Below are 26,261 nucleotides of genomic sequence, written 5' to 3'. Positions count from 1 at the left end.
CGGGGCAAGCCCGCTCCCACCGCAAGCCGCCTACAAGGGTTTGACCTCCCCGGCATAACACACCGGCGAACTCATCGGCCCCTGCCGGTCCAGCTCATCTTCCAGCCACTGGGCCAGTATCAGGGCATTGTTGTGTTCGGTGTCTTTGCCTGCATAAACCAGGGTCAGGTCGCCCTTCCCGGCCATCCCAAGCAGTGACCACCAATGCTCGGGCCGCGCCGCCAGTTCCTGACGGTAGCGCTCGGCAAAGCCGGCAAAATCCACTTCGCCTTTATGGAAGGCCTGACGCAATGCGGTCGACGGCGCCACCTCAGGCAACCATAGCGCCTGCAGCTGTTCCTTGCGCTTGTTGCGCGGCCACAAGCGGTCGACCAGCACACGCTGGCCATCTTCGACCGCCACAGGATCATAAACGCGCTTGCAGCGAATCATCGGCACCTCGTCATTATTTTGTATCAGCCTAGACCTTTCATTGATCGGGATCAGGTCGGTTTCGCTCCTATCTTCTAAGCTTGCCGCCTGAGGTAACCAACCCGGAGTCATCATGACTACCCCGACGCTGGCCAGCAGTCCATCGCTTGCCACAACCGACCCACGACCGCAGCTGAACCACAAGCCCGGTCGCGGTACCCTGATCCTGTTCTTCGGCCTGTTGCTGGCCGGTCTGCTTTACACAGCCTGGAGCCTGGCGCACGACATCGATGCCAGCGGCACGGTGGTCACCACCTGGACCCCCTTCCTGTTGCTCGGGGTGGCGCTGGTGATCGCCCTGGGCTTCGAGTTCGTCAATGGCTTTCACGATACCGCCAACGCCGTGGCCACGGTGATCTACACCCATTCCCTGCCCGCCTCGGTGGCGGTGGTCTGGTCCGGTTTCTTCAACTTCCTCGGGGTGCTGCTGTCCAGCGGTGCCGTGGCCTTTGGCATCATCGCCCTGTTGCCGGTAGAGCTGATTCTCAAGGTTGGCTCCTCGGCCGGCTTTGCCATGGTCTTCGCCTTGTTGCTATCGGCGATCATCTGGAACCTGGGCACCTGGTGGCTGGGCCTTCCGGCCTCCTCCTCGCACACATTGATTGGTTCGATCATTGGCGTCGGCGTGGCCAATGCGCTGATGCATGGCCGCGATGGCACCAGCGGTGTGGACTGGGCCCAGGCCAGCAAGGTGGGCTATTCGCTGCTGTTGTCACCGCTGGTCGGTTTTGCCTGTGCGGCGCTGTTGTTGCTGGTGCTGCGTCATCTGGTCAAACGCCGCGATCTGTACCAGGCCCCCGTCGGCAACACGCCGCCGCCCTGGTGGATCCGCGGTTTGCTGATCCTGACCTGCACCGGGGTGTCGTTTGCCCACGGCTCCAACGACGGTCAGAAAGGCATGGGCCTGATCATGCTGATCCTGGTCGGTACCCTGCCGATGGCTTACGCCCTGAACCGCACCATGCCCGCCGAGCAGTCACTGCAGTTTGCCGCAGTCGCCGAGGCCACCCAGCAGTCTCTGCAGCGCGGCGCTCCACAACTGTTGAGCGCCGATCCACGGAAAACCCTGACCGAATTCATCCGCCAACCGGCAGCCAGTCCTGAACTGGTTCCGGCCCTCGCCGCCCTGACCGGCGCCATCGGTAGCGAAGTCGAAGGCTATGGCTCGCTGAACCGGGTACCCGCCGAGGCCATGGCCAACGTGCGTAACGACATGTACCTGACCAGCGAAACCATTCGCCTGATCGACAAGCACCAGTTGGTCCGCTTCGACAGCGACACCCAGGCCAACCTGCAACTGTTCAAGCGCCAGCTGGACGACGCCACCCGCTACATACCGCTGTGGGTGAAGATTTCCGTAGCCATCGCCCTGGGCCTGGGCACCATGGTCGGCTGGCGGCGGATTGTGGTCACGGTCGGTGAGAAGATCGGCAAAACCCACCTGACGTACGCTCAAGGGGCTTCTGCAGAGCTGGTAGCCATGTGCACCATTGGCGCGGCGGACATGTACGGCCTGCCGGTATCGACGACCCATGTGCTGTCTTCGGGGGTGGCCGGGACCATGGTTGCCAATGGCTCGGGCCTGCAGATGCGGACCATCTTCAACCTGCTGATGGCCTGGGTGCTGACATTGCCAGCGGCGATTGTGCTGGCAGGCGGGTTGTACTGGTTGTTGCGGCACGTGTTCTAACGACTACGGGCCCATCCTTCGCGGATGGGCCCGTAGTGTCTTCAGCTGCGGTCGCTGACCGCATTGCTGCCGTGAGAAATGATCACTTCCACGCGGCGATTGAGCTGACGCGACTGAGCATCGGCATTGGAAGCCACCGGAAACTCCTTGCCGTAGCCGGCCACCTTGACCCGCTCCGGCGCAACACCGGCACGACGCAGCGCGTTGGCGACTGCAGCGGCGCGACGCTCCGACAGCTGCTGGTTGAATGCATCGCCACCGGTGGAATCGGTAAAGCCTTCAACCCGCACCTTGCGCTCAGGGTTGGCGCGCAAGTACTCAGTCAGCTGATCCAGGTTACGCAGGCTGCTGGCCTTGAGTTCAGCACGACCGGTATCAAACAGCACATCACCGAATGTGACCACTGCACCGCGATCAGTCTGCTTGGCATTGAGCTGTTGCAACGCCTTGAGCTGGGCGGTGCGCACATCCAGACGCGCCTGGGTACGTTGCGCCTCGATGCCCAACAGGCCGGCTTCGGCCTTGCGCAGGTCGATGGTCTGTTCGGCAATGGCAATTTTCTGTTTGGCCAGATACGCCAACTGCTCGACCTGCGGGGCCTTGCGATCCTTGAGCGAGGCAAGGTCCGCCTGGCCCAAGGCGGCAAATGCCGCTTTGGTTTCCAGCCCGGCCAGGCGAGTGGATTCAGGTTTGCTCTGCAGTGCACTGAATTGTTCGCGCGCTTCCAGCAAGCCGGCATTTTCCGGTGTGGTGCCACAGCCGCTGAGGATCAGGCCCGCTGCAGAGACAGCGATAAACAGGTATTTGAGTTGCATGGAAACGATCCTTATCGGCTAGGCGAAACAATGGCGTCGGGGGCTTGCAGCATTTCCTGCCTGAGCACTTCGATACCCTGCCGGGCTTCTTTGAGCTGCTGTTGGGCCCGAAGGGCCCGCGCCTTGCGCTCGGCCAGATCGGCATCGGCTTCGGCTTGCTCAGCCAGCAGCCGCGCTTGGGCAAAGTCCTGCTCACCCAGTGCACGCTCTACTTTGTAAAGCTTGTCCTGGGCCGACTTCATTTCCACCGGGGCAAACTGCGTCGCGTCGGCGGTTACCGCACGACTGACCGCATTGCGGGTCAACTCGACCTGCTCGGTAGGAACCGCCACACTGGCACAGCCGCCGAGCGTGGCGAACAGCGTCACCATCAGGCCGGAAACGGCGAGGTGTTTTGAGGTGCGTTTTACAGCCATAGGGAGACTCCATCACAGCGTTTAACCAGCTTTCGCACCTTTCTGGCACGCAGACGCCTCCGTTGCCCTGAATCACAGGGCAAGCGCTAGTACGAGAGGTTTGCGAACCGGACGTGATGATCGGCGCTGCTAGCGCGCGATACACAAAAGAAGGTGAGATGAACTGAACATCGGCGACAGCCGTTTAGTTGAGACGCCGCAAGGGTATTCCTACAGATAAGGCCCGCAAACAGGAAACACCCTTATTTCATGTAGGAATTTTCAACCAATTATATTGATGCCAATGGGAGTTCCTGGCCCCTGGGCAAACTTCAAACACCCTTGAGAGCGCCCACAACCGGGGCCGGTTTGGCGGTGTAGTTTCAGCTTACGGCTACCGCAACGGGCAGCGCCACCGAGTAACCCTTAGCGCCGACGAAACAACGGCCGCGGCTCAATCACCGAGCGCCCGTACAGCACACTCATCCCTGCCAGGCCCTTGAGTGCGTCCTCGGCGCACTTGTCCTCGCGCACGGCAAAACTGTCGAAACCGCACTGGCGCATGTGGCTCAGTTGATCGCGCAGTACATCGCCGATGGCGCGCAATTCGCCGTGCCAGCCCAGGCGGGTGCGTAACAGGTAGGCCTGGCTATAGCCACGCCCATCGCGAAAGCTGGGGAAATCAATCGCAATCAGCGGCAGTTGCGCCAACCAGGGCTGCAGCGGCTCAACCTCGTCATCCGGCCCCAACCACAGACCATCGCGACCGCCGGGTTGCGACGCCTGACGCGCCAGCCAGAGATCAAGCGGCAGAATCAGCAAGCCTTCAGGCAACGCCGACTCACTGTCACGTACCAGTTGCCAGCCATCCTCGGCGAGCAGCTGCGGCTCGCCGTTGCGCAAGGCAATCACATTACGCATATCAGCTCCTCGGGGCGTTTGGCATAGACCCGCTCTTTGAAGGGCTCCAGGCCAACCCGGCGCACGGTGTCGACAAACGGCTCGTCCAGCTCGCGATAGGCGCAGTAGGTGGCAATGATCTGCTCGATGACCCGCGGGATTTCGTCGGCGCTGAACGATGGGCCGATCACCTTGCCCAAGGTGCTGTGCTTGCCCTGAGCGCCGCCGAGCGTCACCTGGTACCACTCGCTGCCGTTCTTGTCGACGCCAAGGATGCCGATGTTGCCGATGTGGTGATGGCCGCAGGCATTGATGCAGCCGGAAATGTTCAGGCTCAGCTCGCCCAGGTCGTGCAGGTAGTCGAGGTCTTCGAAGCAGCGCTGGATCGACTGGGCAATGGGTATCGACTTGGCATTGGCCAGGGCACAGAAGTCGCCGCCAGGACAGGCGATGATGTCGGTGAGCATGCCGATATTGGCGGTCCCCAGGTCGCGCTCGCAGGCCAGGCGCCAGAGTGCGTGCAAGTCCTGCTTGCGTACGTCCGGGAGGATCAGGTTCTGTTCATGGGCGATACGGATTTCACCAAAGCCGAACTGTTCGGACCAGTCCGCCACCGCTTCCATCTGTGCCGCGGTCAGGTCGCCCGGTGGCGAAGACGCCCCCGGTTTGGTCGACAGCACCACGCTGGCATAGCCAGGCACCTTGTGCGGTTTCACGCAGCAGGACACCCAGCGTGCAAACCCGTGGTCCTGGGCCAGGTGGGTTTCGTACTCGAGTTCGCTGTCGGCCGCACTGGCATACGCCGGCGGTTCGAAGGCTGCGGCCACGCGCTGGAATTCATCGATGGTCAGCTGCGCCGGACCGTCCTTGATGTGTTGCCATTCCTGCTCGACTTCCCGGGAGAAAGCCTCGATACCCAGCGCCTTGACCAGGATCTTGATCCGCGCCTTGTACTTGTTGTCGCGGCGACCGTGGCGGTTGTAGACCCGCAGGATCGCTTCGACATATGACAACAGATGCTGCCATGGCAGGCCCTCGCGGATCTGCAGACCGAGAATCGGCGTACGCCCCAGACCGCCGCCGACCATGACCCGCAAGCACATCTGGCCCTGGCCGTCGCGGTACAGGTACAGGCCGATGTCATGCATCATGATCGCCGCGCGGTCTTCAACTGCCGAGCAGATGGCGATCTTGAACTTGCGCGGCAAAAACAGGAATTCCGGGTTGATGGTCGACCACTGGCGCAGGATTTCGGCCAGCGGCCGTGGGTCGAGCAACTCATCGGCAGCGACGCCGGCGAAGGCTTCAGTGGTGATGTTGCGCACACAGTTGCCGGAGGTCTGGATGGCATGCATCTCGACCTCCGCCAGGTGCTGGAGGATGTCGGGCACCTGCTCCAGTTCGATCCAGTTGAACTGGATGTTCTGCCGGGTGGTGAAATGCCCGTAGCCGCGATCATAGTCGCGGGCGATGCGCGCCAGGGTGCGCATCTGGCGGGCACCGAGGGTGCCGTAAGGAATCGCTACACGCAGCATGTAGGCGTGCTTTTGCAGGTACAGGCCGTTTTGCAGGCGCAGTGGCAGGAACTCTTCTTCACTCAGTTCGCCAGCCATGAAACGCTGCACCTGATCGCGAAACTGCGCCACGCGCTCGAACACCAGCGCACGGTCATACTCGTCATACTGATACATGGTTCGGACCTCATCACGGAGGCCCTTACTATGGCGTTGAGGTGTACTGAGTTACAGATTCAGGTTTATAGGATTTATACGGATCAGTTGAGTATCCGGCGGCTGATATTGCCCAGATCATCCGCCCACAGCCAACGCATAAGGCCCCTCGCTCAACTGCTCCCGTAAAAACGCCACACAACTGCGCACCTTGGCCGAACTGCTTGAGCGCGCAGCCGTCACCGCCCAGACATCCGCGGGCTGGTGGTAGGCCGGCAGCACCCGCTGCAGCGAGCCATCTTCAAGGTTGCCGACCAGATCCCAGTACGAGGCCATGATGATGCCGTGCCCGTCCAGCGCCCACTGGCGGACGATGTCACTGTGGTTGGCCGCCATCGGCCCGGTGACCTTGACCGTCTCGGCGCCGTTCGGACCAAGCAGGCGCCAGACCCCGAAGCGGTCATCACGGCTGCGAAACAGCAGGCAGTCGTGCTGCGCCAGCTCCGCCGCCACGCGCACCGGCCCACGTCGCGCCAGGTAATCGGGGGCGGCAGCCAGCACCCGTTTGTTCTCGGCGATGCGATGGGCGATCAAGTGTTTTTCCTGGACTTCACCGACGCGAATGTCGATGTCGAAGTTCTCGCCAATCAGGTCGACCCGGCGGTCCATCAGCTCCAGCCAGATATCCAGATTGGGATGGCGCTGGCGCAGCAGCGACAGAATCGGCGCGACATGCTCGCGCCCCAGGCGCAGGCTGGTGCTGATCCGCAAGGTGCCCCGTGGCTCGCTGTGCGCTGCGGACAATGACTCGAACATCGACTCGACGTTCTCGAGGATCTTCTGTGCCCAGACGAACGCCGCCTCGCCATCGCTGGTGATGCTCACCCGCCGAGTGGTGCGATTGAACAGCTTCACCCCTAATAGCGTCTCCAGGGTGGCGATGCGCTTGCTGACATGGGCCGGCGACAGGCCAGTTTCGGTTGCTGCGGCAATGAAGCTTGAGCGCCGCGCCACCTCACAGAACAACTGAAGATCGCGCAGCAACGGCTCATTATTCGCTAGCAGCATATTCTGATTCTTCATTCTGGCCGATTATCTCCCCAGCGTTTTTTATTAGCCTCTCACAAAACCGCCGTCGCGGTCTGCCTTGCCCCACAAGAACAATGAGAGCGCCATGACTCCCCTACGCATCGCCGTCGCCGGTGCCGGCCTGATCGGTCGGCGTCATGTTGAACTGATCCAGGCCAGCAACGCCTGCCAGCTCTGCGCCCTGGTCGACCCGGCCCCGGCCGCTGCCGAACTGGCCACAGCCGCCGGGGTGCCGCTGTACTCGTCTCTGGCCGAGCTGTTCGCCGAGCAGCGTCCGGACGGCGTGATTCTCGCCACCCCGAACCACCTGCATGTCGAAGGCGCCCTGGCCTGTGTCGAGCAAGGCGTGGCCGCGCTGATCGAAAAGCCGGTGGCCCATAGCCTGGCAGAGGGCCAGCGCCTGTTGGCCATTGCCGAGCAACGCGGGGCGCGGCTGCTGGTCGGGCACCATCGTGCCCACAGTGCGATCCTTGCCAAGGCCCGCGAGCTGATCGCCGAAGGCTTGCTCGGCAATCTGGTGGCGGTGATGGGCAGCGCATTGTTCTACAAGCCTGACGACTATTTCGAGGCAGCGCCCTGGCGCCGCAAGGCAGGCGGCGGGCCAGTGCTGATCAACATGATTCACGAGATCGGCAACCTGCGCTCGCTGTGCGGCGAGATCGTTGCCGTGCAGGCCCAGGCCTCCAGCGCCACGCGCGGCTTTGCCGTGGAAGACAGCGTGGCCATCAGCCTGCGCTTTGCCAGTGGCGCGCTGGGCACCTTCCTGCTCTCGGACACCGCCGCCTGCGCCCGCAGCTGGGAACAAACCGCGCGGGAAAACCTCGATTACCCAAGCTATGACGACGAAGACTGCTATGTCATCGCCGGCACCCGCGGCTCGCTGTCAATTCCTACCATGCGCCTTAAATACTACGAACAACCCCAGGATCGCTCCTGGTGGACGCCCTTCGCCAGCGCCGTTGCCAGCCTGCAACACGCCGATCCACTGCAGCGCCAGCTTGCGCACTTCTGCCAGGTGATCCGTGGCCAGGCCCAGCCGCTGGTCACGGTACGCGACGGCCTGCGCAACCTGCAGATCGTTGACGCCATCAACCAGGCCGCGCGCAGCGGCCAGATCGTAATCACCGACACCCTCACTGGAGACCTTCAGCCATGACCACCCTGCTCGTGCTCAACGGCCCCAACCTGAACATGCTCGGCCTGCGCCAGCCCGAGGTCTATGGCCGCGAAACCCTCGCCGACGTCCATGCCCTGTGCCAACAGGCGGCCAGCCGCCTGGAACTGACCCTGGAATTCCAGCAAAGCAACCACGAAGGCCAGATGATCGACTGGATTCACCAGGCCCGTGGGCGGGTTGACGGCATCGTCATCAACCCCGGCGCCTGGACCCACACCTCGGTGGCCATCCATGACGCGTTGATCGCCGCCGAAGTACCGGTGATCGAAGTGCACATCTCCAACGTGCACCGGCGTGAAGCTTTCCGCCATCACTCCTATGTCTCACTGGTGGCCAAGGCCGTGCTGGCCGGATTCGGCACTCATGGTTATGTACTGGCCATCGAGCATTTCGCCCGTGAGCTACGACCTGCAGCAGGCCAATAACCACTGAGGGTTACTCCATCGCAGTAATGTGCGGCCAGCAACCGGCCGCGCATACTCGGTTCCAGCTCTGCACAAGGAACCGCGATGAAGATCGAACTGATACAGATTGATGGCCGCGACGGCGATACCGCCTACAACCTGCAACGCACGCTGGAGGCCATTGCCAGCTGCAAGGCCGACACCGACCTGCTGGTGTTTCCGGAAACCCAACTGATGGGCTTTGCCAGCGCCGAGCAGCTGCCGCTGGTTGCCGAACCGCTGCATGGCCCGGCCCTGCAAGCGGTCCAGCAGGCAGTGTGCGAACGCGATGTGGCGGTGGTGATCGGTATTGCCGAACAGGCCGACGGCGTTTACTACAACACCTCGGTGCTGCTGACCCCCGAAGGCATCGCCCTGTCTTATCGCAAGACTCACCTGTGGCCGTCCGAGCGTGGACTGTTCCAGCCCGGTGACCGTTACGCCAGCGCATGCTGGAAAGGCCTGCGCATCGGTCTGTTGATCTGCTACGACATCGAACTGCCAGAGAGCAGCCGCGCCTTGGGCCAGCTGGGTGTCGACCTGATCATCGTCAGCAACGGCAACATGGACCCCTACGGCCCGGTGCACCGTACCGCGATCATGGCCCGTGCCCAGGAAAACCAGGCCTTCGCGGTGATGGTCAATCGGGTCGGCGCAGGAGACGGTGGGCTGCTGTTCGCCGGTGGCAGCGCCGCGGTCGATCCCTTTGGCCGCGTACTGTTCGAAGCCGGTCGCGAAACGTGCCGCCAACAGATCGAGCTGGACCTTGAGCAACTGCAACTCGCCCGCCGCGACTACGACTACCTCAAAGACCGCCGCCTGCTACTGCCGGGTACACGGATCGAGCACCCTGACGGGCGCCGCGAGCTGCTGATCCCCTAGGGTCTGTACGAAATATCGCCGAGCGTCGCGCAGGCATATTTCGTACAGAGCCTAACACTGCCTGACAACAACAAGAATCCTGGAGTGTCCCCATGAAGCCGATCCGCTGTTTGCCCCTGGCCCTGGCCGCATTGCTGTGCACTGCCGGCGTTCAGACAGGAGAAGCTGCCACGCCCAGCGTGCACATCTACAACTGGTACGACTACATCGCGCCGAACACCACCAAGGAATTCCAGCAGGCCTCGGGCATCGCCCCGGTTTATGACGTGTTCGACAACAGCGACGTGATGCAGGGCAAGTTGATGGCCGGGCGCAGCGGCTATGACGTGGTGTTCGCCAGCGGCGACCTGCTGCCCAACCTGATCAAGGCCGGCGTACTGGCCGAGCTTGATCGCAGCCAGCTGCCCAACTTCCCCCACCTCGACCCGCAGATGCTCGCCAAGCTGCAGAGCAACGACCCCGGCAACCGCTACGCCGCCCCCTACATGTGGGGTACCACCGGCATCGGTTATGACCAGGACAAGGTCAAAGCCTTGCTCGGCGAACAGGCCCCGGTGGACTCCTGGGCATTGATTTTCGACGAGGCCAACCTGGCCAAGCTGAGCGAATGCGGGGTGGCCATGCTCGATGCCCCGAACGAGATCATTCCCATCGCCCTGCACTACCTGGGTCTGCCCTACAACAGCAAGAACCCGGACGACTACCGCAAGGCCGAAGCGCTGTTACTCAAGCTGCGCCCGCATATCCGCTACTTCGACTCGTCGCGGTTCATCTCCGACCTGGCCAACGGTAATGTCTGCGTAGTACTGGGCTGGTCCGGCGGTGTGTTCGAGGCCAAGCTCAGTGCGGAGAATGCCGGCAACGGCCGCCAGCTGCGCTACAGCATCCCGCGCGAAGGTGCGCCAATGTGGCTGGAGAACATGGTGCTGCTCAAGCATGCGCCGAATCCGCAACAGGGTCTGGCGTTCATCAACTACATGCTCAGGCCCGAGGTCATCGCCGCCTCGACCAACTACCTGGGCTACCCGAATGCCAACAAGGACGCGACCGATCTGGTCGATACCAAGATCCGCGACAACCCCACGGTGTACCCGCCGCAAGCGGTGCTCGACACCCTGTTCCCGCTCGAACCCTTGCCGCTAAAGCTTGAGCGGGTGCGCACCCGGGTGTGGAGTCAGGTCAAGACCGGCAGTTGATCAGCCTCAGTCTTCCAGTGGCTTGGGCGGTGGCAGCGGCTTGGCCGGTTTGGCGGGTTTAGCCGGTTTGCCTTCTTTAGCCGGGGTGGTGGCGGCCTGTTTCTGTTCTGCCACGGTCGGGGCGACGATGGCTTTTTCTTCGGCCGGCAAGGCGTCTACGGCGTCAAAGATCGCCTTGGGTTCAAGGGTGCCCGTGTGTGCTATCCGATGCTGTACGCCATCCTTGCCCACCAGCACCACCGGGGTAACGACAGTGTCGGCGGCGCTGAACCTGAACTGACGGATCAACGCCATGGTCGTCTGCTGGTCGAGGTCCTTGCCTTCGCGTTTGCCCATCATGCCGGCAATGCTGTACAGCACCAGGTTGCGCTCCTGGAACGCAGCCTTGGTGGCCGGGTCTTCCAGCGCCTGGTTCAAGGCACGCAGGGTCGGGTCCGCAGTACTGGGCGCAATGACAATCAACGGACGGGCCTTGTACAGATCCAGGTCCAGCGGTTTGGGATCACTGTTGTCAGCGAAGACTGGGCCGGCAACTATGGCCAGCAAGGTGGCAAAGGTCAGTGACCGTACGAGCATGCGCATCTCCTTCAAATTCCATGCATCAAAGACTACAGATCGCGACGAAAGATCCGAGGTGCGAGCCTAAACTACAGGACGAAATCCGTGGACAGCTCAAAGGTAACTTCCGATTTCCATGTATGGCCTTGGGCATGTCCAGAACAGGCTGACATCTGAATCTGAGGATAGCTGATGGCTGTCAGCCACGCCTGCCCCTGCCGCTACTGAAGGACCGGACCATGAGCGTTGTCGATGCCTTGCTGTTGTTGCTGATCCTGGCCACGGCCCTGGGTTGTGGCCTGATGGGAGGGTTGTTCTTCGCCTTCTCCAACTTCGTCATGAAAGCGCTGGAACGTATCCCCGAACACAGTGCCGTGGCGGCCATGCAGTCCATCAATCAAGTGGTGCTCAACCGCCTGTTCCTGGCCTTGTTCCTTGGCACGGCGTTGACCAGCGTCGGCTTGCTGATCTGGGCTTACCAGCGCTGGCCGTTGCCAGGCAGTTTGTGCATGGCCATTGGTAGCGGCCTGTACCTGGCGGGCAATATCGTCGTGACGATGCTGTTCAACGTGCCGAAAAACCAGGCACTGGCACGCCTCGACCCGGCCAGCAGCGAGGCGGCAGCGGCCTGGCACCGTTATGTACCGAGCTGGAATCGCTGGAACCACGTACGCACGATCACCGCTCTGGCTGCGGCGGCGTGGCTGATGTTGGCCCTGTGGTTGGTTCGCGGTATGTAGGCAGGCGCTGAGCCCTGTGGGAGCTGGCCTTGCCAGCGATTGGTTCCACACTGGCCTCATCGCCGGCAAGGCCGGCTCCCACAAGTACCTCAGGGCTAGAACAAGCCCATCTGCCGATCGATCAATGCGCTGAAGTCATCCTGCACAAACGGCAGGATGGCATCGGCCACCGGTTGCAGTTGCCGCGTCAGGTAGTGGTCGTAGTCAATGGCCGAATGCCGGGTCTCCAACGGCTCGGGGCCGGCCACGGTGATCACATAGCTGATCCAGCCACCGTTCTGGTACTGCCGGGGTCGGCCCTGGCGCTGGTTGAAGTCGTCAGCCATGCGCGCCGCCCGTACATGCGGCGGCACGTTGCGTTGATAGTCAGCCAGCGGCCGGCGCAGACGCTTGCGATAGATCAGCAACTCATCCAGCTCCCCGGCCAGGGTCTGGCGCACATATTCGCGCACATAGGCCTGGTAGGGCTGGCGGCGAAAGATGCGTTCGTACAGTTCCTGCTGGAATTGCCGGGCCAGTGGCGACCAGTCGGTACGCACACTTTCAAGCCCCTTGTAGACCATCTCTTCGTGCCCGTCACCGCGCTGCACCAGGCCGGCATAGCGCTTCTTGCTGCCCTCCTCGGCACCGCGGATGGTCGGCATCAGGAAGCGCTTGTAGTGGGTCTCGTACTGCAGCTCCAGGGCACTGTCCAGGTCGTGGCTGTCGCGTAAATGCTCGCGCCACCACTGGTTGACCTGCTGCACCAGGCGCCGTCCGATCACCTCGGCATCGGCTTCGCTGTGGGCGCTCTTGAGCCAGACGAAGGTGGAGTCGGTGTCGCCATAGATCACCGCATAACCCTGGGCCTCGATCAGCTCACGGGTGCGGCGCATGATCTCGTGGCCGCGCAGGGTGATCGATGAAGCCAGGCGTGGATCGAAGAAGCGGCAACCACTGGAGCCCAGCACGCCGTAGAAGGCATTCATGATGATCTTCAACGCCTGCGACAACGGCGCGTTATGTTCGCGCTTGGCAGTCTCGCGCCCTTGCCAGACCCGTTCGACAATCGCTGGCAGACAGTGATGGCTGCGGGAAAAGCGGGCGCCGCGAAAGCCGGGTACCGATGTCTCGTCACCCGGTTCACGCAGGCCCTCGATCAAACCCAGCGGGTCGATGAGGAAGGTGCGGATGATCGACGGATACAGGCTCTTGTAATCGAGCACCAGCACCGATTCGTACAAGCCAGGCCGTGAGTCCATGACGAAGCCGCCGGGGCTTGCCTCATCGGGTCGCTCACCCTGGTTTGGCGCAACAAAACCCTGGCGGTGCATCAAGGGGATGTACAGATGGCAAAATGCAGCGACCGAACCACCGCTACGGTCGGCTGGCAAGCCGGTGACCGTGGCCCGCTCCAGGAGGAAGGTGAGCAGTTCGGTCTTGGCGAAAATACGCGTGACCAGTTCGCAGTCCTTGAGGTTGTAGCGCGCCAGGGCGGGCTTGTCCTCGGCGAACATGCGGTTGATTTCATCCATGCGCTGGTACGGCGTGTCGATCGCCTTGCCCTCGCCGAGCAGGGTCTGGGCGACGTTCTCCAGGCTGAACGAAGGGAAGCTCCAGGTCGCCGAGCGCAACGCCTCGATACCGTCGATGATCAAACGCCCAGTGGCGCCGGCAAAAAAGTGCGCACGGCTGCCATGTTCGCGCCACTCCATTGGCTCGCCCTCACGCCCCAGACAAAGCGGGACCTGCAGTTGCTGGGCGTGAGCCTGCAGTACGCGCAGGTCGAACTGCACCAGGTTCCAGCCAATGATCGCATCGGGATCGTGCAACGCCAGCCAGTGGTTCAGGCGCTCCAGCAATTGCGCACGGGTGTCGCAATATTCAAGGTCGAAATCGATGCCAGTGGCATCGCCGTTGGCCGGGCCGAGCATGTACACCTGGCGTTGACCGCAGCCTTCCAGGGCAATCGAGTACAACTCGCCGCGCTCGGTGGTTTCGATGTCGAGCGATACCAGTTTCAGCCTCGGGCGGTAGTCGGGTGCAGGTTTAAGCTGGGCGTCCTGCACTACTCCCTGTTCGTCCGGGGTGCCACTGAAACTGACCGGAGCGGTGATGAAACGCTCCATCAGGTAGCGTTCGGGCGGACGAATGTCGGCTTCGTAAACCTGCACCCCGGAAGCGCGCAGGCGCTTCTCCAGCTGTATCAACTGGCGATGCTGACGGCAGTACAGGCCCAGCACGGGCCGTTGTTCGAAGTCGCGCAGCTCAAGTGGCCGCAGCTCTACCCCGCGCTCGCCGCGCAGCACGCTCTGGGCCTGCTGGCGGTGGGCTGCGGGAATGAAGGCCACGGAGGTTTGCAGCGGCAAGCGCAAACGACGCGGGCCCTGATCGGTGGCCAGACAGAACTCGACACAGGTGCCTGCCGGGGTGTCACGCCAATGCCGGGTCAGGACAAAGCCCTGCTGTAACTCCACCGCTGCAACCTCGAAACCTGCTGACTGAGCAGCGATTCTACCTTAGCCAGCCACCCGCGCGCCCGGCGCAAAGCCATGGCGATGGGCGCTACCGGTAATCAGCAGGGCCAGACCGATCAGCAGCAACAACACCCAGGTGAAACTAGCCACGCCCCAGTGCGTCAGTAACAGCCCGCCGAGCAGGCCGCCAACGGCAACGGCCAGATTCCACACGGTGACCAGCATCGACTGGGCGACATCGACACCCTCCCCGGCGGCATCGGCGCTGGCGGTTTGCAGCAAAGTCGGCGCGCCGCCGTAAGTCAGTCCCCAGAGGGCTACGCTGACAAACACCAGCAGCGCCGACTGACCGACAAACCCCAGCACCAGCGCCACCGTGGCAAAGCCGATCAGGCTCGACAGCACCAGATTGCGCAAGTGCCGGTCGACCCAGGCGCCGACCAGGGCGATACCGGCCAGGGCAGCGATGCCGAACGTCAGCAACACCAGGCCGGTACTCGCGGCCAGCCCCGCCGCAGCGAGGAACGGGACGATGTAGGTGTACAGCACGTTGTGAGCCAGGATCCAGGTGAAAATCACCAGTAACACCGCCAATACCCCAGGCGTGCGCAACACGTGCAACACACCTGGGCGCTGACCCGGCTTGTGGCCCTCGAAGTCCGGCACTTTGCATAACACCCAGACCACCAGACCCAAGGTTGCAACCGAGACCAGGGCAAAGGTCATCCGCCAGCCGAGCAGCTCTCCCAGCCAGGTACCGGCCGGCACCCCGAGCGACAGGGCCACCGGCGCACCGATCATGGCCACCGCCATGGCACGCCCCTGTTGAGCGGGGCTGACCATACGCCGTGCATGTCCGGCGATCACCCCCCAGGCCAGGCCGGCGGCGACGCCGGTCATGAAGCGCGCCACCAGGGTCAGCAGGTAGGATTGCGACACGGCAGTCAGGGTGTTGAACAGCAAAAAGCCGGCAATCGCCAGCAACAACACCGGACGCCGGCGCCAGCCTTGCGTCAGGGTCACCAGCGGAATGGCGGTGAGCAACGAGCCCAGGGCATAGACCGTGACCAGTTGTCCGGTCATGGCCTCGCTGATCTGCATACCTGCCGAGATCTGCCCAAGCAGGCCGGCGGGTAAGGTTTCGCTGAGGATGGCAATGAAGCCGGTCATGGCCAGGGCCAACAAGCCGCTGAGCGGCAACGGTTGTTCGATCATTCCGGGCGCTGCCGGGGCGGCGGTGCAACTCATCTGAGTCATGGTGAAACTCCTGGGCAAAAGACCAGGGCAACTTTACGGGCGGCGGCTACTACGGAAAAAGACGGGTAGTATTCCGCACATCCAGGACATAGATGTCCGCAATAGGAGTTTCAGATGGATAGCCTCAATGGTTTCGTGGTGTTTGTCCGGGTGGCCGAAACCCGCAGTTTTGTCGCTGCCGCCCAGTCTCTGGGGGTAAGTGCCTCAGCCGTTGGCAAACGGGTTGCGCGTCTGGAATCGCGCCTGGGAGTACGCCTGTTTCACCGCAGCACCCGCAGCATCACCCTCACCGCCGAGGGTATGGTGTTTCTCGAACGCAGCCGGCGCATCCTCACCGAAATTGAATCCGTCGAGCTTGAGCTGTTGCAATCAAACGAAACGCCGCGCGGCCGCCTGCGCATCAGCCTGCCGCAGGTCACGGCCCTGGTGATGCCGGCCTTGAGTGAGTTCATGGCGCTGTATCCGGAAATCGAACTGGACCTGGATTTCAGCGACCGCATGGTCGATATCATCGGCGAAGGCTTCGACGTAGTGATGCGCGGCGGTACCCCTTCGGATTCACGCCTGCAGGCGAAATTCCTCGGCCACTTCCACCACCTGCTGGTGGCGTCGCCCGGTTACCTGCAACGTTGCGGCACCCCACGCCACCCTGATGACCTGACCCGCCACACCTGCCTGCACTATCGCTTCCCCAGCAGCGGCAAACTCGAGCGCTGGCCGTTACGCCGCGAAGCGTCCGAACGCGACTATGAGATCCCGGTGTCGATGGTCTGCAACCATGTCGAAACCCGGGTCTGCTTTGCCATGCGCGACCGTGGCATTACCTGCTTGCCGGACTTCACCGTGCGCCAGCAACTGGCTAAAGGTGAGCTGGTCACCGTGCTCGACGATTACCTGGAGCGACGCGGCAGCTTCTACCTGCTGTGGCCGTCCGGTCGGCAGATGCCGACACGCTTGCGGGTGTTCATCGACTTCATGGCTGAGCGGGTGTTTGCTGAACATCAGCGCTACGTGCCGCACAGCTATTAGTCATACAAATAATCAACCCCGTGCAAGGGCGGTTGCGGCACCCGGGCACGCAGAAATTCACCCAACACCCGTACATGCCGGGCCTGGGGGCTGGACTTTGGCCAGGTCAGGTAGTAACCCTCGGTGGTGGCCACGGCCTGGGGGAAAGGCATGACCAAGCGGCCACTGTCGAGCTCGCCTTGGGCCAACAGCAAATCGACCACGGCGATACCCGCCCCCTGCTGGGCAGCGCTGATACCCTGGTCGAGGGTGTCGAACAGCTGGCCACGGTCGATCGTCACCTGCGCCGCACCCAGGCGCGTCAGCCAGCGCCGCCAATCGCGGCGGTCTGCCGAGCAGTGCAACAGCTCAAGGCGGTTCAAGGCGTTCAGGTCCCGCGCTGCTGCAGCCTGATGTTCCGGGCTGCACACCGGTACCAACCACTCGTCAAACAGCTTGAGGCTGTCGACCTCGGCGGCAAAACGCCCGTCAGCCAGCAGAATCGCGGCCTCGAAAGGTTCGCTGTAGAAATCGACGTGATCGATATCCATCCACACGCTGGACAGCTGCACACGGCGGTGTAAATCCTGCTGGCGAAACTGCTCGAGTACCTTCAGCAACCAGCGCACGGTCAGGGTCGATGGCGCCTTCAGACGAATGCCATTGCGGTCCTGTTTGAGCAGCCCGCAGGCATTTTCGATGATTTTGAACCCGACTTTCAGCTCCTGGGCCAGCAAGCGCCCCGGCTCGGTAAGCGACAGTTTCGGGCCACGACGTTCGAACAAAGCGCAGTCGAACAGCCCCTCAAGGGTCTTGATGTGATGGCTGATAGCCCCTTGTGTCAGCGCCAGTTCCTGGGCTGCCCGGGTAAAGGAGCCATAGCGCGCCGCCACCTCGAAAGCCCGCAGGGCCTGCAGCGCAGGAATTCGTTCGGACATGGTCGCCCTTAAGCATGAGTAAAACTAATAGAAAGCCATAACAACAGGCGTTTTACAAGGTTGCAGGGGCTGTCGAGAATGCCCGGCCATCTCCTTGCTGCTGAGCGCCATTGATGAACACCGCCCTGCTGTTGACCTATGCATTGACCGTTACGCTGTTGATCGCCACGCCGGGGCCGGTCGTTGCCCTGGTCGTCAACACCGCTGCCAGCGCCGGTCGCCGCCAGGCCCTGATGACCGCCGTCGGTACCAACGGCGCTTCGTTGGTGCTGATTGCCCTGGCTGCCGGCCTGATTCTCACCAGTGCCGCCATCGCCCCGCATTTGCTGACAGCACTGAGCCTGGTGGGCTGCCTGTTCATCGGCTACCTGGCCATTGCCAGCCTGCGTCAGACACTGGCACAAAAGGCCGATGCCGTCGTCACTGCCAGCACACGGGGTAGTCTGTGGAAAGGCTTTGCCATCGGCCTGTCGAACCCGAAAGACATCCTGTTTTTCGTGGCGTTTTTCCCGCAGTTCATCCAGGTCACGACTGACACAAGTCACAGCCTGTTACTACTTTCGCTGCTCTGGACCGTAATGGATTTGGCCATATTGAGTCTGTACATCCTCTTGACCAGCAAACTGGCAACCCCGCAGCGCCAGCGCTTGATCAGCCTGACCAGCGGTATTGTGCTACTGCTGATCGCCGCAGCGGGCCTGCTTTACAATCTCCATGTGCTCTGGCCCTGAGGCTTCGTGGCTTTCGAGACCGGTCCTACAACGGTTAGAATGTCCGACTTTCCCCCAGGCCCCTTCGAGCCCCACTATGGACAGTCGGATTGAACCCTGAAAATCACCAGCCTGCTAACTGCTTGATGCGCACCCGTCAGATACCCCTCTCAAGTGTTTTCCCCCTGCTACGCGCACGCTTTCTGAGTGTATTGCTGGTGGCACTTACTCCTGCCTGCGCCCTGGCTGACAGCCCGCCAATCGATCCCCACGCCGACCTGCTGTACCGCCAGGCGTTGACCCTTCTGGAGCAAGCCGACCAGCAGATCAGCGGTTTCAGCCTCAAGACCAGCACCACCGACCAGGACCTCGCGCAACAGGGCCGGGCCATGGGCCGCAGTCTGGCCCCGGCGGTGAGCCTGTTGAACAAAGCCGTGGAGCTGGAGCATCCGGTGGCCCGCTACCGCCTGGCGCTCTACTACATGACCTACCTGCCCGCTGAACAGGTTCCGGCAATTGCCTGCCCACTGCTGCAGACCAGCCTGGACCAGGGCTTTGCACCCGCCGCCCTGGGGATCGAGGCCTGGTGCCCGGACTACCGCCAGAGCGCTGCGTTTGCCAAGGACCTGGAAAACATCCCGAGCGCGGCCAGCCGCTTCGCCGCTTACTATCCGCAACCTGCCGAGCGCCTGCTGTGCAACCGTGAGCAGCCCCAGGGCCTGGCCATGCAGTGGGGACGCCAGCGTGACTTCCAGGCTGAAGTCTACCGGCTGCAGGGCAACAGCGATCCGGTGCATCGTCAGTGGTACTGGAAGAAAGCGGTGGACCTCAACGGTTGCTTCTCGGTCAGTCAGCGCTTACTCAGCAGCCAGCACTGAACCTTGACTTGGCAAAGGTGACCCTGGACAGCAAGATCGTTCAAGTCACCTGCGCGCAGCTCTGGCATGCTGTGCAACCTTGTTCAGTAACTGCATATTTCCATGTCCAGTCCACCGTTCGCCCGCCAAGCCTTTATCCAGGGCGCCATTGCCATCCTGCCATTGTCCCTGGCCGTTGCCCCCTGGGGGCTGCTGGCCGGCTCCATGGCCATCGAAGCCGACCTCACGCCGTGGGAAGGCCAGGGCCTGTCAGCCATTGTTTTTGCCGGCGCCGCCCAGCTGGTGGCGATCGGCATGATCAAGGGCGGGGCCAACCTGTTCTCGATCCTCTTGACGACCCTGCTGCTGACTTCGCAGCACTTGCTCTACGGCCTGTCGATGCGCCCGGTGCTCTCCGGGCTACCAACCCGCTGGCGGCTGGGCCTGGGTTTTCTGCTGACCGACGAGTTCTTCGCCCTCACCAGCCAGTATGACCAGCAGCAGTTCAATCGCTGGTACGCCCTCGGGGTGGGCCTGACTTTCTATATTGCCTGGAACCTGTTCACCCTGGCCGGCATCATCCTTGGCCAGAACATCCCGCACCTGGATCAACTGGGCCTGGACTTTTCCATTGTCGCCACCTTCGTCGCACTGATCGCGCCACTGGTGCGCAACCTGCCCACTGTGGTCTGCGTCGCGGTGTCGTTGTTCAGTTCGGTGCTGTTCAGCTTCTGGCACTGGGAAACCGGTCTGGTGGCGGCCGGTCTGCTGGGCATGAGCGCCGGCTTCATCTGCCAGAAGTTCAGCGGAGCACGCGCATGATCTTTGCCTTGATTATCGGTATGGGGTTGCTGGTGTTCCTCAACCGTTACGCCTTTCTCGAACCGCGTCTGCCGCTGCGCCTGAGTTCCAACGCGCGCCAGTTTCTGGGGTTTGCCGTGCCGGGCATGCTCACGGCAATCTGCGGGCCGATCATTTTCCTGCCCGGCCATCAGCTCGACCTGAGCCTGGCCAATCCCTACCTGCTGGGTTCGGTGGTCGCAGTAGTACTGGTATTGTTGACCCGCAGCACCCTGATCAGCATGCTGGTGAGCATGGCTTTCTTCTTCGTCTTTCGCTGGTGGTTGAACGGCAATCCATGAATCTTGCGCCGCAGGAACAGACCCGCTTCTGGCAAGCGCCAGCACTTGGCGATATCGAGATGCTGCACGCCAGGTATTTCCAGCAGCGCTTTGCTCCTCATGTGCATGAAGGCTATGTGATCACCATCATCGAATCCGGTGCCCAGCGTTTCTGGCACCGCGGCAGTGAACACCTGGCGCCGGTGGGCAGCATGGTGCTGATCAACCCCGATGAATTGCACACCGGGGCAAAGGCCCATGAGCAAGGCTGGCGCTACCGCGGTTTTTATCCGGACAGCGAACGCATCACCGGGGTACTGGACGAACTGGAACTCAAACGCGACGGTATGCCCAGCTTCGAGGCCAGCGTTCTGCACGACCCGCAACTGGCCAAGGCGTTCAGCTGGTTGCACTGTTCGGCGGAACACGGTGCCAGTGCGCTGGAGCAACAGACTGCCTGGCGCGAGGCGGTGTTGCTACTGGTGCAGCGCCATGGCCGTGTCGGCGGTATGGCCAGCGTCCGTCAGCCGGGCAACGAACCCTGCGCCGTGGCCCGGGCCAAGGAGCTGATGGACAGTCGCCTGGCCTACCCGCCCTCACTGCAAGAGCTGGCCGAATCGGTCAACCTCTCGCCGTTTCACTTCGCCAGGGTGTTCCGTCAGGCCACCGGCCTGCCACCGCATGCCTGGCTCAAGCAACGGCGCCTGAGTCGGGCGCGGGAACTGCTGAAAAGCGACTGCTTGCCGTTCAACGTGGCCTTTGCGTTGGGGTTTTCTGATCAGAGCCACCTGAACCGGCAGTTCAAGCAGGCTTATGGAGTGACGCCTGGAGAGTATCGGCGTGCCTGTGTCGGGGAGCGTTCGGCTTGAGAATGTAATCGCGGGGCAAGCCCGCTCCCACAGGTTTTTCCTAACCTTGTGGGAGCGGGCTTGCCCCGCGATTTGACGTATCAGGCTGGTGCCGAAGTCCGGATCAGGTGATCAAAGGCTGCCAGTGACGCCTTGGCCCCCTCGCCTACCGCAATCACGATCTGCTTGTACGGCACGGTGGTCACGTCGCCTGCGGCAAACACGCCTGGCAGGTTGGTCTGGCCACGGGCATCGACAATGATCTCACCACGCGGCGACAGCTCGAGCGTGCCTTTGAGCCAGTCGGTGTTGGGCAGCAGGCCGATCTGCACGAAGATCCCTTCCAGCGCGATGTCATGCAGTTCGTCACTGTTGCGATCCTTGTAGCGCAGGCCATTGACCTTCTCGCCATCACCCAGCACTTCGGTAGTCAGTGCACTGGTGATCACTTTCACGTTCGGCAGACTGTGCAGTTTGCGCTGCAATACGGCATCAGCACGCAACTGGCTGTCGAACTCGATCAGCGTCACCTGGGCAACGATACCGGCCAGGTCAATAGCCGCTTCCACGCCCGAGTTGCCGCCACCGATCACCGCCACACGCTTGCCTTTGAACAGCGGGCCATCGCAGTGCGGGCAGTAGGCCACGCCACGGCTGCGGTATTCCTTCTCGCCCGGCACGTTCATTTCACGCCAGCGCGCACCGGTGGCCAGGATCACGGTCTTGGCCTTGAGCGAAGCGCCACTGGCCAGGCGCACTTCGTGCAGGCCGCCATCGGTGGCCGGAATCAGCGCTTCGCCGCGCTGCAGGTTCATGATGTCGACGTCGTACTGTTTGACGTGTTCTTCCAGGGCCATGGCCAGTTTCGGGCCTTCGGTTTCCTGTACCGAGATGAAGTTTTCGATAGCCATGGTGTCGAGCACCTGACCGCCGAAACGTTCTGCCGCCACGCCGGTACGGATGCCTTTACGCGCAGCGTAGATCGCCGCTGCCGCACCCGCCGGGCCACCGCCCACCACCAGTACGTCAAAGGCGCCCTTGGCGTTGATTTTCTCGGCCTGGCGTTCACCGGCACTGGTATCGAGCTTGGCGAGGATCTCTTCCAGCCCCATGCGGCCCTGGCCAAACACTTCGCCGTTGAGGTAGACACTCGGCACGGCCATGACTTTGCGCGATTCCACTTCGGCCTGGAACAGCGCGCCGTCGATGGCGACATGGCGGATATTGGGGTTGAGCACCGCCATCAGGTTCAGCGCCTGGACTACATCCGGGCAGTTCTGGCACGACAGCGAGAAGTAGGTTTCAAAGCTGAACTCACCTTTAAGGGCGCTGATCTGCTCGACCATCTCCAAGCTGGCCTTGGATGGATGACCGCCGACCTGCAGCAGGGCGAGCACCAGCGAGGTGAATTCGTGGCCCATGGGGATGCCGGCAAAGCGCAGGCTGATGTCGCCCCCCGGGCGGTTGAGCGAGAACGAGGGACGACGCACGTCGCTGCCGTCCTCACGCAAGGTAATCAGGCTGGACAGGCTGGCAATTTCCACCAGCAGGTCGCGTAATTCGCGGGACTTCGCGCCGTCGTCGAGGGAAGCAACGATCTCGATCGGCTGAGTGACCCGCTCCAGGTAGGCTTTCAACTGAGTTTTAAGCGTGGCGTCCAACATACGGGCGATTCCTTTTTCAAACGGTAGAAATAACAACGCCCGGGCGAAAGCGCCCGGGCGTTTTGCGGGGCGGTGACAACGTCAGGTGCGGTAGACCACCGCCCTCGGCTGGCTCACGGTCTTAGATCTTGCCGACCAGGTCCAGCGATGGCGCCAGAGTGGCTTCGCCTTCTTTCCACTTGGCCGGGCAGACTTCGCCTGGGTGGGCAGCAACGTACTGGGCAGCCTTGATCTTGCGCAGCAGTTCGCTGGCGTCACGGCCAACACCGCCGTCGTTCAGTTCAACGATCTTGATCTGGCCTTCAGGGTTGATCACGAAGGTGCCACGGTCAGCGATACCGGCTTCTTCGATCAGCACGTCGAAGTTGCGCGAGATCACGTGAGTCGGGTCACCGATCAGCGGGTACTGGATCTTGCCGATGGTGTCCGAGGTGTCGTGCCAGGCTTTGTGGGTGAAGTGGGTGTCGGTCGACACGCCGTAGATTTCTACACCCAGATCCTTGAACTCGGCGTAGTTGTCGGCCAGGTCGCCCAGCTCGGTCGGGCAGACGAAGGTGAAGTCGGCCGGGTAGAAGAATACGACGGACCATTTGCCCTTGAGGTCGGCTTCAGACACTTCGACGAACTTGCCCTGGTGGTAAGCAGTGGCTTTGAACGGTTTTACCTGGCTGTTGATGATAGGCATGAGTGACTCTCCTTCAGGGGGTTGAAAAATCTGATGGGAGAATCGTAGCTAATACATTCGCTCAATGCTCATTGGCAAAGCTCATGTTGCTGATTGGTTTTGGCTATAAGCCGCGCAGCAGATAGGTTGAACCTTCATAACAGTGACCGCGACCGATCATCAGCGGCGTGCTCGCAGGTCGCCGACAAGCGCACCGGTGCAGCGTCAGTCGGCTGGGCACCGGCCAGCTGGTAGGTCAGGAAGCACTGTTGCTGCACACTTTCGCCCCAACGTACCTGCAAGCGCCCCTGCTCATTGACGCCCCGCACATGCAGGCGGCTACCCTGCCCGACCATTCCCAGTTCATCGCCAGACTCATCCAGCACCTGGGCAGCGAACGGCAAGGCGCCACCGTCAGCCAAGCGTGCGTCGATCACAGCGCTGCGCCCGCTACGGGTGGGGTAATACAGCAACGGCGCAGCACCGGCGCGCGGCACCACTTGCTGGCTGCTGATCTGCAGTTCGACATCCTGCGACGTGCCTTTGGGGTCCAGTTCTACGGTGTTGAGACTATAGGGTGTCAATTGCGGCAGGACGGCATAACCGCGAGTATCAAGGCGTACCTGCGGCGCCTGTTTGAGCCGCGCGTGCGCTGCCCCCGGCGCGTGCACAATGGCAAAGCTCTCGCCAAGTGACTGCGCAGCTGTCACTCCTCCAGCATGGCCGACCAGCGCACCACGAACGCCCAGGGAGGCCTGACGATAATCGCTGTGCTGGGTTAACGCGCCACTGAACTCCGCGACCGGGCCGCTGTAGAGTAGATTGGCGTCCAGACCGACAGTGTTTTGTTGCTGATCATGCCCGGTGGCAACGCCCAGGCCGTAGCTCCATTCGCTGTACTCACCTGCCGTGGTACTGAGCCGGGTGTTGGTCGTGCGCTGGCCCTGGCCATCGCTGTTCAGGCTGCTGCTCAACGAACTGCGCCGGGCTTCACCGAGCGGCAAGCTCAAGCTCAGGCCGAAATGATTGCGCTGCCCCGCCGATGAGTACTGCTCGCGACTGGCCGTAAGGCCATAACCCAGCGAACCATAGTGATTGAAGTAGCCGAGCGAGTAACTCAAATCGCTCCCCGCTTGCCGCCAGTTTTGTGTACGTGTGGCCTGCAGCCTCAGGCGGCCACCCTGCCCCCCCAATCCCTGGCTGACGGCAAGGCTCGCGCGCAGGCGCGCAGAGGCCTGATCGTGCAGGTTGCGCCCGTTGTCGCGCTGCAGACGGGCAACGTCGTTGAAACCGTAGTAGTCCAGGCTACTGCTGGTCAGATTGGCGCTCAGATCGGTCATCGACGCGGCCATCACCTGGCGCCAGCTCAGGCGCAGCGCCTGACCGTCGGACTGCCTCTGCCAGGCCTGGTCTGTACGTGAGTGCAGCAGGGTCAACGCCACGGCGCCCAGACGACTGTTCAGGGTTGCCCCCAGCGCCCCCGACTGGTAGCCATCGGCGCCAAGCAGGCCGGCATGGACACTGAACCGGTTGCTCACGCCCTGCTGCCAGCTGCCCTGCACATGTTCCGGCCCGCTGCCGCCCAAGCCATCGCGCCAGCGCCCGACGCTGAAATCAAAACGACTGGCCCCTGGGCGCAGAGCCAGGGGTGCCGCCTGATAAGGCACGATGAATGTTCGCTGGTTACCATCGGCCTCCCTGAGGGTCACATGCAGATCATCGCTGAAACCGTTGGCATACAGGTCGCTGATTTCGAACGGCCCGGGTTGCACGGTCGACTCATGTATCACCACCCCGCGCTGGCGTATGGTCAGCAATGCCGTACTGTAGGCAACACCATTGACGGTTGGCGCAAAACCGCGCTGCGAAGCCGGCAACATGCGTTCGTCACTGCCAAGCCCCAGGCCCAGGTAGGCGATGCTGTCGAACACTTCGCCACGGCTGTAGGCCTCACCCAGGGTCAATTGCGCCTGCCACGCCGGAACATCGCGCTGCAGGTAAGTGGCCACGGGTTGATAGCGCTGCTCGATGCCTTCTCCGGCCTGCAGATTGCCTTCGTGGCGCCAGTACCAGGCGCCGGTGTTGACACCACTGCGCAGCCCCAGAAATGACTGGTTCCAGCGCTGGTTATCAGTGCGGTTCTGTTGACTGAAAAGATTGAGGCGATAATCGATGAAGGCCGCGCTTATGCCACTGTCCCATTGCTCCGGGGGCAGATAATCGCGCGGTGTGTGCAACAGCGATTGCTGGGCGATCTGCAGGTTTAGCCGCAACTGGGAAAACTCGAGGTGTTCGCTCGCATCAAGCCCCAGCGCCGACAACGGCAGGCAACTCTCGGCGCGCGGCAATTGTTCGCGTACAGAGACCGCAAGCTGCTTCTGATCTACGGCCAGGTCCTGGAGCAAGGTGTTGGTGTAACAGGGACTGGGCTGCAGGTCGTCAGCCTGCCGACGCAACGGCACCGACCAGCGTCCACCCCAGTTGTCATTGATCATTACGTCCAGCACCTGATTGCCTTCAGGTACCGAATCTGCTTGCTGAAAACGGCTGACATCGGCAGCAGGGCCGCTTTCTCCCTGCAAGAACCTGGCATCGAATTCCAATGCTGTTGCCTGAGCTTCACATCCGGCCAGCGCTGATACAACGCACAGCAGAACCCGCACCGGCAGCCGCTGCGGGCCGGTAGAAGAAGTATTCATTGACGTCGACTCC

25 protein-coding genes are annotated in these 26,261 nt (G+C 62.1%); 12 read left to right on the top strand and 13 right to left on the bottom strand.

Annotation, left to right across the window (positions count from 1 at the left end; all coding sequences use genetic code 11):
* Positions 1-30: 30 nt before the first annotated feature.
* The gene (locus AC07OF_RS21045; protein WP_157193043.1) at positions 31-432 is read right to left on the bottom strand and encodes a DUF488 domain-containing protein; all 402 of its coding nucleotides are present in this window, start codon (positions 430-432) and stop codon (positions 31-33) included.
* 112 nt (positions 433-544) lie between these two features.
* Here AC07OF_RS21045 and AC07OF_RS21040 point away from each other — a divergent pair, with 112 nt between their 5' ends.
* Complete coding sequence (locus AC07OF_RS21040) at positions 545-2,161, top strand: inorganic phosphate transporter (RefSeq protein ID WP_157193044.1); 1,617 nt, start codon at positions 545-547, stop codon at positions 2,159-2,161.
* A 41-nt stretch (positions 2,162-2,202) separates the two neighbouring features.
* Here AC07OF_RS21040 and AC07OF_RS21035 read toward each other — a convergent pair whose 3' ends face one another.
* The 5 genes from AC07OF_RS21035 to AC07OF_RS21015 all read right to left on the bottom strand — a co-directional run bounded on the left by AC07OF_RS21035 (position 2,203) and on the right by AC07OF_RS21015 (position 7,024).
* A complete protein-coding gene (locus tag AC07OF_RS21035; RefSeq protein ID WP_157193045.1) occupies positions 2,203-2,976 on the bottom strand; it encodes an OmpA family protein in 774 nt (257 codons plus the stop codon).
* An 11-nt stretch (positions 2,977-2,987) separates the two neighbouring features.
* Entirely contained in the window at positions 2,988-3,392 is a 405-nt protein-coding gene (locus tag AC07OF_RS21030; RefSeq protein ID WP_157193046.1) for a DUF4398 domain-containing protein, read from the bottom strand.
* Positions 3,393-3,797: 405 nt separating this feature from the next.
* Positions 3,798-4,292 carry a DUF934 domain-containing protein gene (locus tag AC07OF_RS21025; RefSeq protein ID WP_157193047.1) on the bottom strand — a complete coding sequence of 165 codons (495 nt, stop codon included), beginning with the start codon at positions 4,290-4,292 and terminating at the stop codon, positions 3,798-3,800.
* Positions 4,280-5,962, bottom strand: coding sequence for a nitrite/sulfite reductase (locus tag AC07OF_RS21020; protein WP_157193048.1), 1,683 nt, complete (start codon positions 5,960-5,962; stop codon positions 4,280-4,282). Before AC07OF_RS21020 ends, AC07OF_RS21025 begins: the two co-directional genes overlap by 13 nt.
* 117 nt (positions 5,963-6,079) lie before the next feature.
* A complete protein-coding gene (locus tag AC07OF_RS21015; protein WP_038612332.1) occupies positions 6,080-7,024 on the bottom strand; it encodes a LysR family transcriptional regulator in 945 nt (314 codons plus the stop codon).
* A 91-nt stretch (positions 7,025-7,115) separates the two neighbouring features.
* Between AC07OF_RS21015 and AC07OF_RS21010 the strand changes: the two genes are divergently transcribed.
* The 4 genes from AC07OF_RS21010 to AC07OF_RS20995 all read left to right on the top strand — a co-directional run bounded on the left by AC07OF_RS21010 (position 7,116) and on the right by AC07OF_RS20995 (position 10,728).
* Positions 7,116-8,186, top strand: a complete 1,071-nt coding sequence (locus tag AC07OF_RS21010) for a Gfo/Idh/MocA family protein (protein WP_157193050.1) — start codon at positions 7,116-7,118, stop codon at positions 8,184-8,186.
* Positions 8,183-8,632, top strand: coding sequence for a type II 3-dehydroquinate dehydratase (gene aroQ, locus AC07OF_RS21005; RefSeq protein WP_495073398.1), 450 nt, complete (start codon positions 8,183-8,185; stop codon positions 8,630-8,632). Before AC07OF_RS21010 ends, aroQ begins: the two co-directional genes overlap by 4 nt.
* A gap of 84 nt (positions 8,633-8,716) precedes the next feature.
* A complete protein-coding gene (locus AC07OF_RS21000; protein ID WP_495073397.1) occupies positions 8,717-9,532 on the top strand; it encodes a carbon-nitrogen hydrolase family protein in 816 nt (271 codons plus the stop codon).
* A gap of 92 nt (positions 9,533-9,624) precedes the next feature.
* Positions 9,625-10,728, top strand: coding sequence for a polyamine ABC transporter substrate-binding protein (locus AC07OF_RS20995; RefSeq protein ID WP_157193053.1), 1,104 nt, complete (start codon positions 9,625-9,627; stop codon positions 10,726-10,728).
* Positions 10,729-10,734: 6 nt separating this feature from the next.
* On the opposite strand, the gene AC07OF_RS20990 is transcribed toward AC07OF_RS20995, so the two are convergent.
* Positions 10,735-11,304, bottom strand: coding sequence for a DUF4174 domain-containing protein (locus AC07OF_RS20990; protein ID WP_157193054.1), 570 nt, complete (start codon positions 11,302-11,304; stop codon positions 10,735-10,737).
* A gap of 221 nt (positions 11,305-11,525) precedes the next feature.
* Here AC07OF_RS20990 and AC07OF_RS20985 point away from each other — a divergent pair, with 221 nt between their 5' ends.
* Positions 11,526-12,026, top strand: a complete 501-nt coding sequence (locus AC07OF_RS20985; RefSeq protein ID WP_157193055.1) for an anthrone oxygenase family protein — start codon at positions 11,526-11,528, stop codon at positions 12,024-12,026.
* 95 nt (positions 12,027-12,121) lie between these two features.
* Here AC07OF_RS20985 and AC07OF_RS20980 read toward each other — a convergent pair whose 3' ends face one another.
* Both AC07OF_RS20980 and AC07OF_RS20975 read right to left on the bottom strand, forming a co-directional pair.
* Positions 12,122-14,482: a DNA polymerase II gene (locus AC07OF_RS20980; protein ID WP_495073396.1), complete on the bottom strand. Its 2,361-nt coding sequence runs from the start codon at positions 14,480-14,482 to the stop codon at positions 12,122-12,124.
* 42 nt (positions 14,483-14,524) lie between these two features.
* Positions 14,525-15,730, bottom strand: coding sequence for an MFS transporter (locus AC07OF_RS20975; RefSeq protein ID WP_408635428.1), 1,206 nt, complete (start codon positions 15,728-15,730; stop codon positions 14,525-14,527).
* A 123-nt stretch (positions 15,731-15,853) separates the two neighbouring features.
* Here AC07OF_RS20975 and AC07OF_RS20970 point away from each other — a divergent pair, with 123 nt between their 5' ends.
* Entirely contained in the window at positions 15,854-16,768 is a 915-nt protein-coding gene (locus tag AC07OF_RS20970; protein ID WP_476446763.1) for a LysR family transcriptional regulator, read from the top strand.
* On the opposite strand, the gene AC07OF_RS20965 is transcribed toward AC07OF_RS20970, so the two are convergent.
* The gene (locus tag AC07OF_RS20965; RefSeq protein WP_476446762.1) at positions 16,765-17,685 is read right to left on the bottom strand and encodes a LysR substrate-binding domain-containing protein; all 921 of its coding nucleotides are present in this window, start codon (positions 17,683-17,685) and stop codon (positions 16,765-16,767) included. The two genes, AC07OF_RS20970 and AC07OF_RS20965, sit on opposite strands and share 4 nt — an antisense overlap.
* A 113-nt stretch (positions 17,686-17,798) precedes the next feature.
* On the opposite strand from AC07OF_RS20965, the gene AC07OF_RS20960 reads away from it, so the two are divergent.
* From AC07OF_RS20960 to AC07OF_RS20940, 5 genes are all read left to right on the top strand, one after another.
* Positions 17,799-18,416: a LysE family translocator gene (locus tag AC07OF_RS20960; protein ID WP_476446761.1), complete on the top strand. Its 618-nt coding sequence runs from the start codon at positions 17,799-17,801 to the stop codon at positions 18,414-18,416.
* A 125-nt stretch (positions 18,417-18,541) separates the two neighbouring features.
* Positions 18,542-19,273 carry a sel1 repeat family protein gene (locus tag AC07OF_RS20955; protein WP_408635429.1) on the top strand — a complete coding sequence of 244 codons (732 nt, stop codon included), beginning with the start codon at positions 18,542-18,544 and terminating at the stop codon, positions 19,271-19,273.
* A 102-nt stretch (positions 19,274-19,375) separates the two neighbouring features.
* Positions 19,376-20,074 (top strand): AzlC family ABC transporter permease, encoded by a 699-nt coding sequence (locus tag AC07OF_RS20950; RefSeq protein WP_038612366.1) that lies wholly within the window; start codon positions 19,376-19,378, stop codon positions 20,072-20,074.
* Positions 20,071-20,394, top strand: coding sequence for an AzlD domain-containing protein (locus tag AC07OF_RS20945; RefSeq protein WP_157193061.1), 324 nt, complete (start codon positions 20,071-20,073; stop codon positions 20,392-20,394). The genes AC07OF_RS20950 and AC07OF_RS20945 overlap by 4 nt, the downstream gene beginning before the upstream one ends.
* Entirely contained in the window at positions 20,391-21,242 is an 852-nt protein-coding gene (locus tag AC07OF_RS20940; protein ID WP_495073395.1) for a helix-turn-helix domain-containing protein, read from the top strand. The genes AC07OF_RS20945 and AC07OF_RS20940 overlap by 4 nt, the downstream gene beginning before the upstream one ends.
* An 80-nt stretch (positions 21,243-21,322) precedes the next feature.
* On the opposite strand, the gene ahpF is transcribed toward AC07OF_RS20940, so the two are convergent.
* From ahpF to AC07OF_RS20925, 3 genes are all read right to left on the bottom strand, one after another.
* Positions 21,323-22,885: an alkyl hydroperoxide reductase subunit F gene (gene ahpF, locus AC07OF_RS20935; protein ID WP_191832485.1), complete on the bottom strand. Its 1,563-nt coding sequence runs from the start codon at positions 22,883-22,885 to the stop codon at positions 21,323-21,325.
* Between the two features lie 121 nt (positions 22,886-23,006).
* The gene (gene ahpC, locus AC07OF_RS20930; protein WP_038612379.1) at positions 23,007-23,570 is read right to left on the bottom strand and encodes an alkyl hydroperoxide reductase subunit C; all 564 of its coding nucleotides are present in this window, start codon (positions 23,568-23,570) and stop codon (positions 23,007-23,009) included.
* 134 nt (positions 23,571-23,704) lie between these two features.
* Entirely contained in the window at positions 23,705-26,248 is a 2,544-nt protein-coding gene (locus AC07OF_RS20925) for a fimbria/pilus outer membrane usher protein (protein ID WP_495073394.1), read from the bottom strand.
* Positions 26,249-26,261: the final 13 nt, after the last annotated feature.

The sequence above is a fragment of the Pseudomonas sp. GW821-FHT10B02 genome, from assembly GCF_059415665.1.
The sequence above is the reverse complement of the archived record's forward strand: the minus strand, read 5'-3'. Positions and strand labels throughout refer to the sequence as shown.

Bases quoted from the DNA above. Each gene is read 5' to 3' on its own strand.
- AC07OF_RS21045 (WP_157193043.1), bottom strand. From the start codon at position 432: ATGATTCGCTGCAAGCGCGTTTATGATCCTGTGGCGGTCGAAGATGGC.
- AC07OF_RS21040 (WP_157193044.1), top strand. From the start codon at position 545: ATGACTACCCCGACGCTGGCCAGCAGTCCATCGCTTGCCACAACCGAC.
- AC07OF_RS21035 (WP_157193045.1), bottom strand. From the start codon at position 2,976: ATGCAACTCAAATACCTGTTTATCGCTGTCTCTGCAGCGGGCCTGATC.
- AC07OF_RS21030 (WP_157193046.1), bottom strand. From the start codon at position 3,392: ATGGCTGTAAAACGCACCTCAAAACACCTCGCCGTTTCCGGCCTGATG.
- AC07OF_RS21025 (WP_157193047.1), bottom strand. From the start codon at position 4,292: ATGCGTAATGTGATTGCCTTGCGCAACGGCGAGCCGCAGCTGCTCGCC.
- AC07OF_RS21020 (WP_157193048.1), bottom strand. From the start codon at position 5,962: ATGTATCAGTATGACGAGTATGACCGTGCGCTGGTGTTCGAGCGCGTG.
- AC07OF_RS21015 (WP_038612332.1), bottom strand. From the start codon at position 7,024: ATGAAGAATCAGAATATGCTGCTAGCGAATAATGAGCCGTTGCTGCGC.
- AC07OF_RS21010 (WP_157193050.1), top strand. From the start codon at position 7,116: ATGACTCCCCTACGCATCGCCGTCGCCGGTGCCGGCCTGATCGGTCGG.
- aroQ (WP_495073398.1), top strand. From the start codon at position 8,183: ATGACCACCCTGCTCGTGCTCAACGGCCCCAACCTGAACATGCTCGGC.
- AC07OF_RS21000 (WP_495073397.1), top strand. From the start codon at position 8,717: ATGAAGATCGAACTGATACAGATTGATGGCCGCGACGGCGATACCGCC.
- AC07OF_RS20995 (WP_157193053.1), top strand. From the start codon at position 9,625: ATGAAGCCGATCCGCTGTTTGCCCCTGGCCCTGGCCGCATTGCTGTGC.
- AC07OF_RS20990 (WP_157193054.1), bottom strand. From the start codon at position 11,304: ATGCTCGTACGGTCACTGACCTTTGCCACCTTGCTGGCCATAGTTGCC.
- AC07OF_RS20985 (WP_157193055.1), top strand. From the start codon at position 11,526: ATGAGCGTTGTCGATGCCTTGCTGTTGTTGCTGATCCTGGCCACGGCC.
- AC07OF_RS20975 (WP_408635428.1), bottom strand. From the start codon at position 15,730: ATGAGTTGCACCGCCGCCCCGGCAGCGCCCGGAATGATCGAACAACCG.
- AC07OF_RS20970 (WP_476446763.1), top strand. From the start codon at position 15,854: ATGGATAGCCTCAATGGTTTCGTGGTGTTTGTCCGGGTGGCCGAAACC.
- AC07OF_RS20965 (WP_476446762.1), bottom strand. From the start codon at position 17,685: ATGTCCGAACGAATTCCTGCGCTGCAGGCCCTGCGGGCTTTCGAGGTG.
- AC07OF_RS20960 (WP_476446761.1), top strand. From the start codon at position 17,799: ATGAACACCGCCCTGCTGTTGACCTATGCATTGACCGTTACGCTGTTG.
- AC07OF_RS20955 (WP_408635429.1), top strand. From the start codon at position 18,542: ATGCGCACCCGTCAGATACCCCTCTCAAGTGTTTTCCCCCTGCTACGC.
- AC07OF_RS20950 (WP_038612366.1), top strand. From the start codon at position 19,376: ATGTCCAGTCCACCGTTCGCCCGCCAAGCCTTTATCCAGGGCGCCATT.
- AC07OF_RS20945 (WP_157193061.1), top strand. From the start codon at position 20,071: ATGATCTTTGCCTTGATTATCGGTATGGGGTTGCTGGTGTTCCTCAAC.
- AC07OF_RS20940 (WP_495073395.1), top strand. From the start codon at position 20,391: ATGAATCTTGCGCCGCAGGAACAGACCCGCTTCTGGCAAGCGCCAGCA.
- ahpF (WP_191832485.1), bottom strand. From the start codon at position 22,885: ATGTTGGACGCCACGCTTAAAACTCAGTTGAAAGCCTACCTGGAGCGG.
- ahpC (WP_038612379.1), bottom strand. From the start codon at position 23,570: ATGCCTATCATCAACAGCCAGGTAAAACCGTTCAAAGCCACTGCTTAC.
- AC07OF_RS20925 (WP_495073394.1), bottom strand. From the start codon at position 26,248: ATGAATACTTCTTCTACCGGCCCGCAGCGGCTGCCGGTGCGGGTTCTG.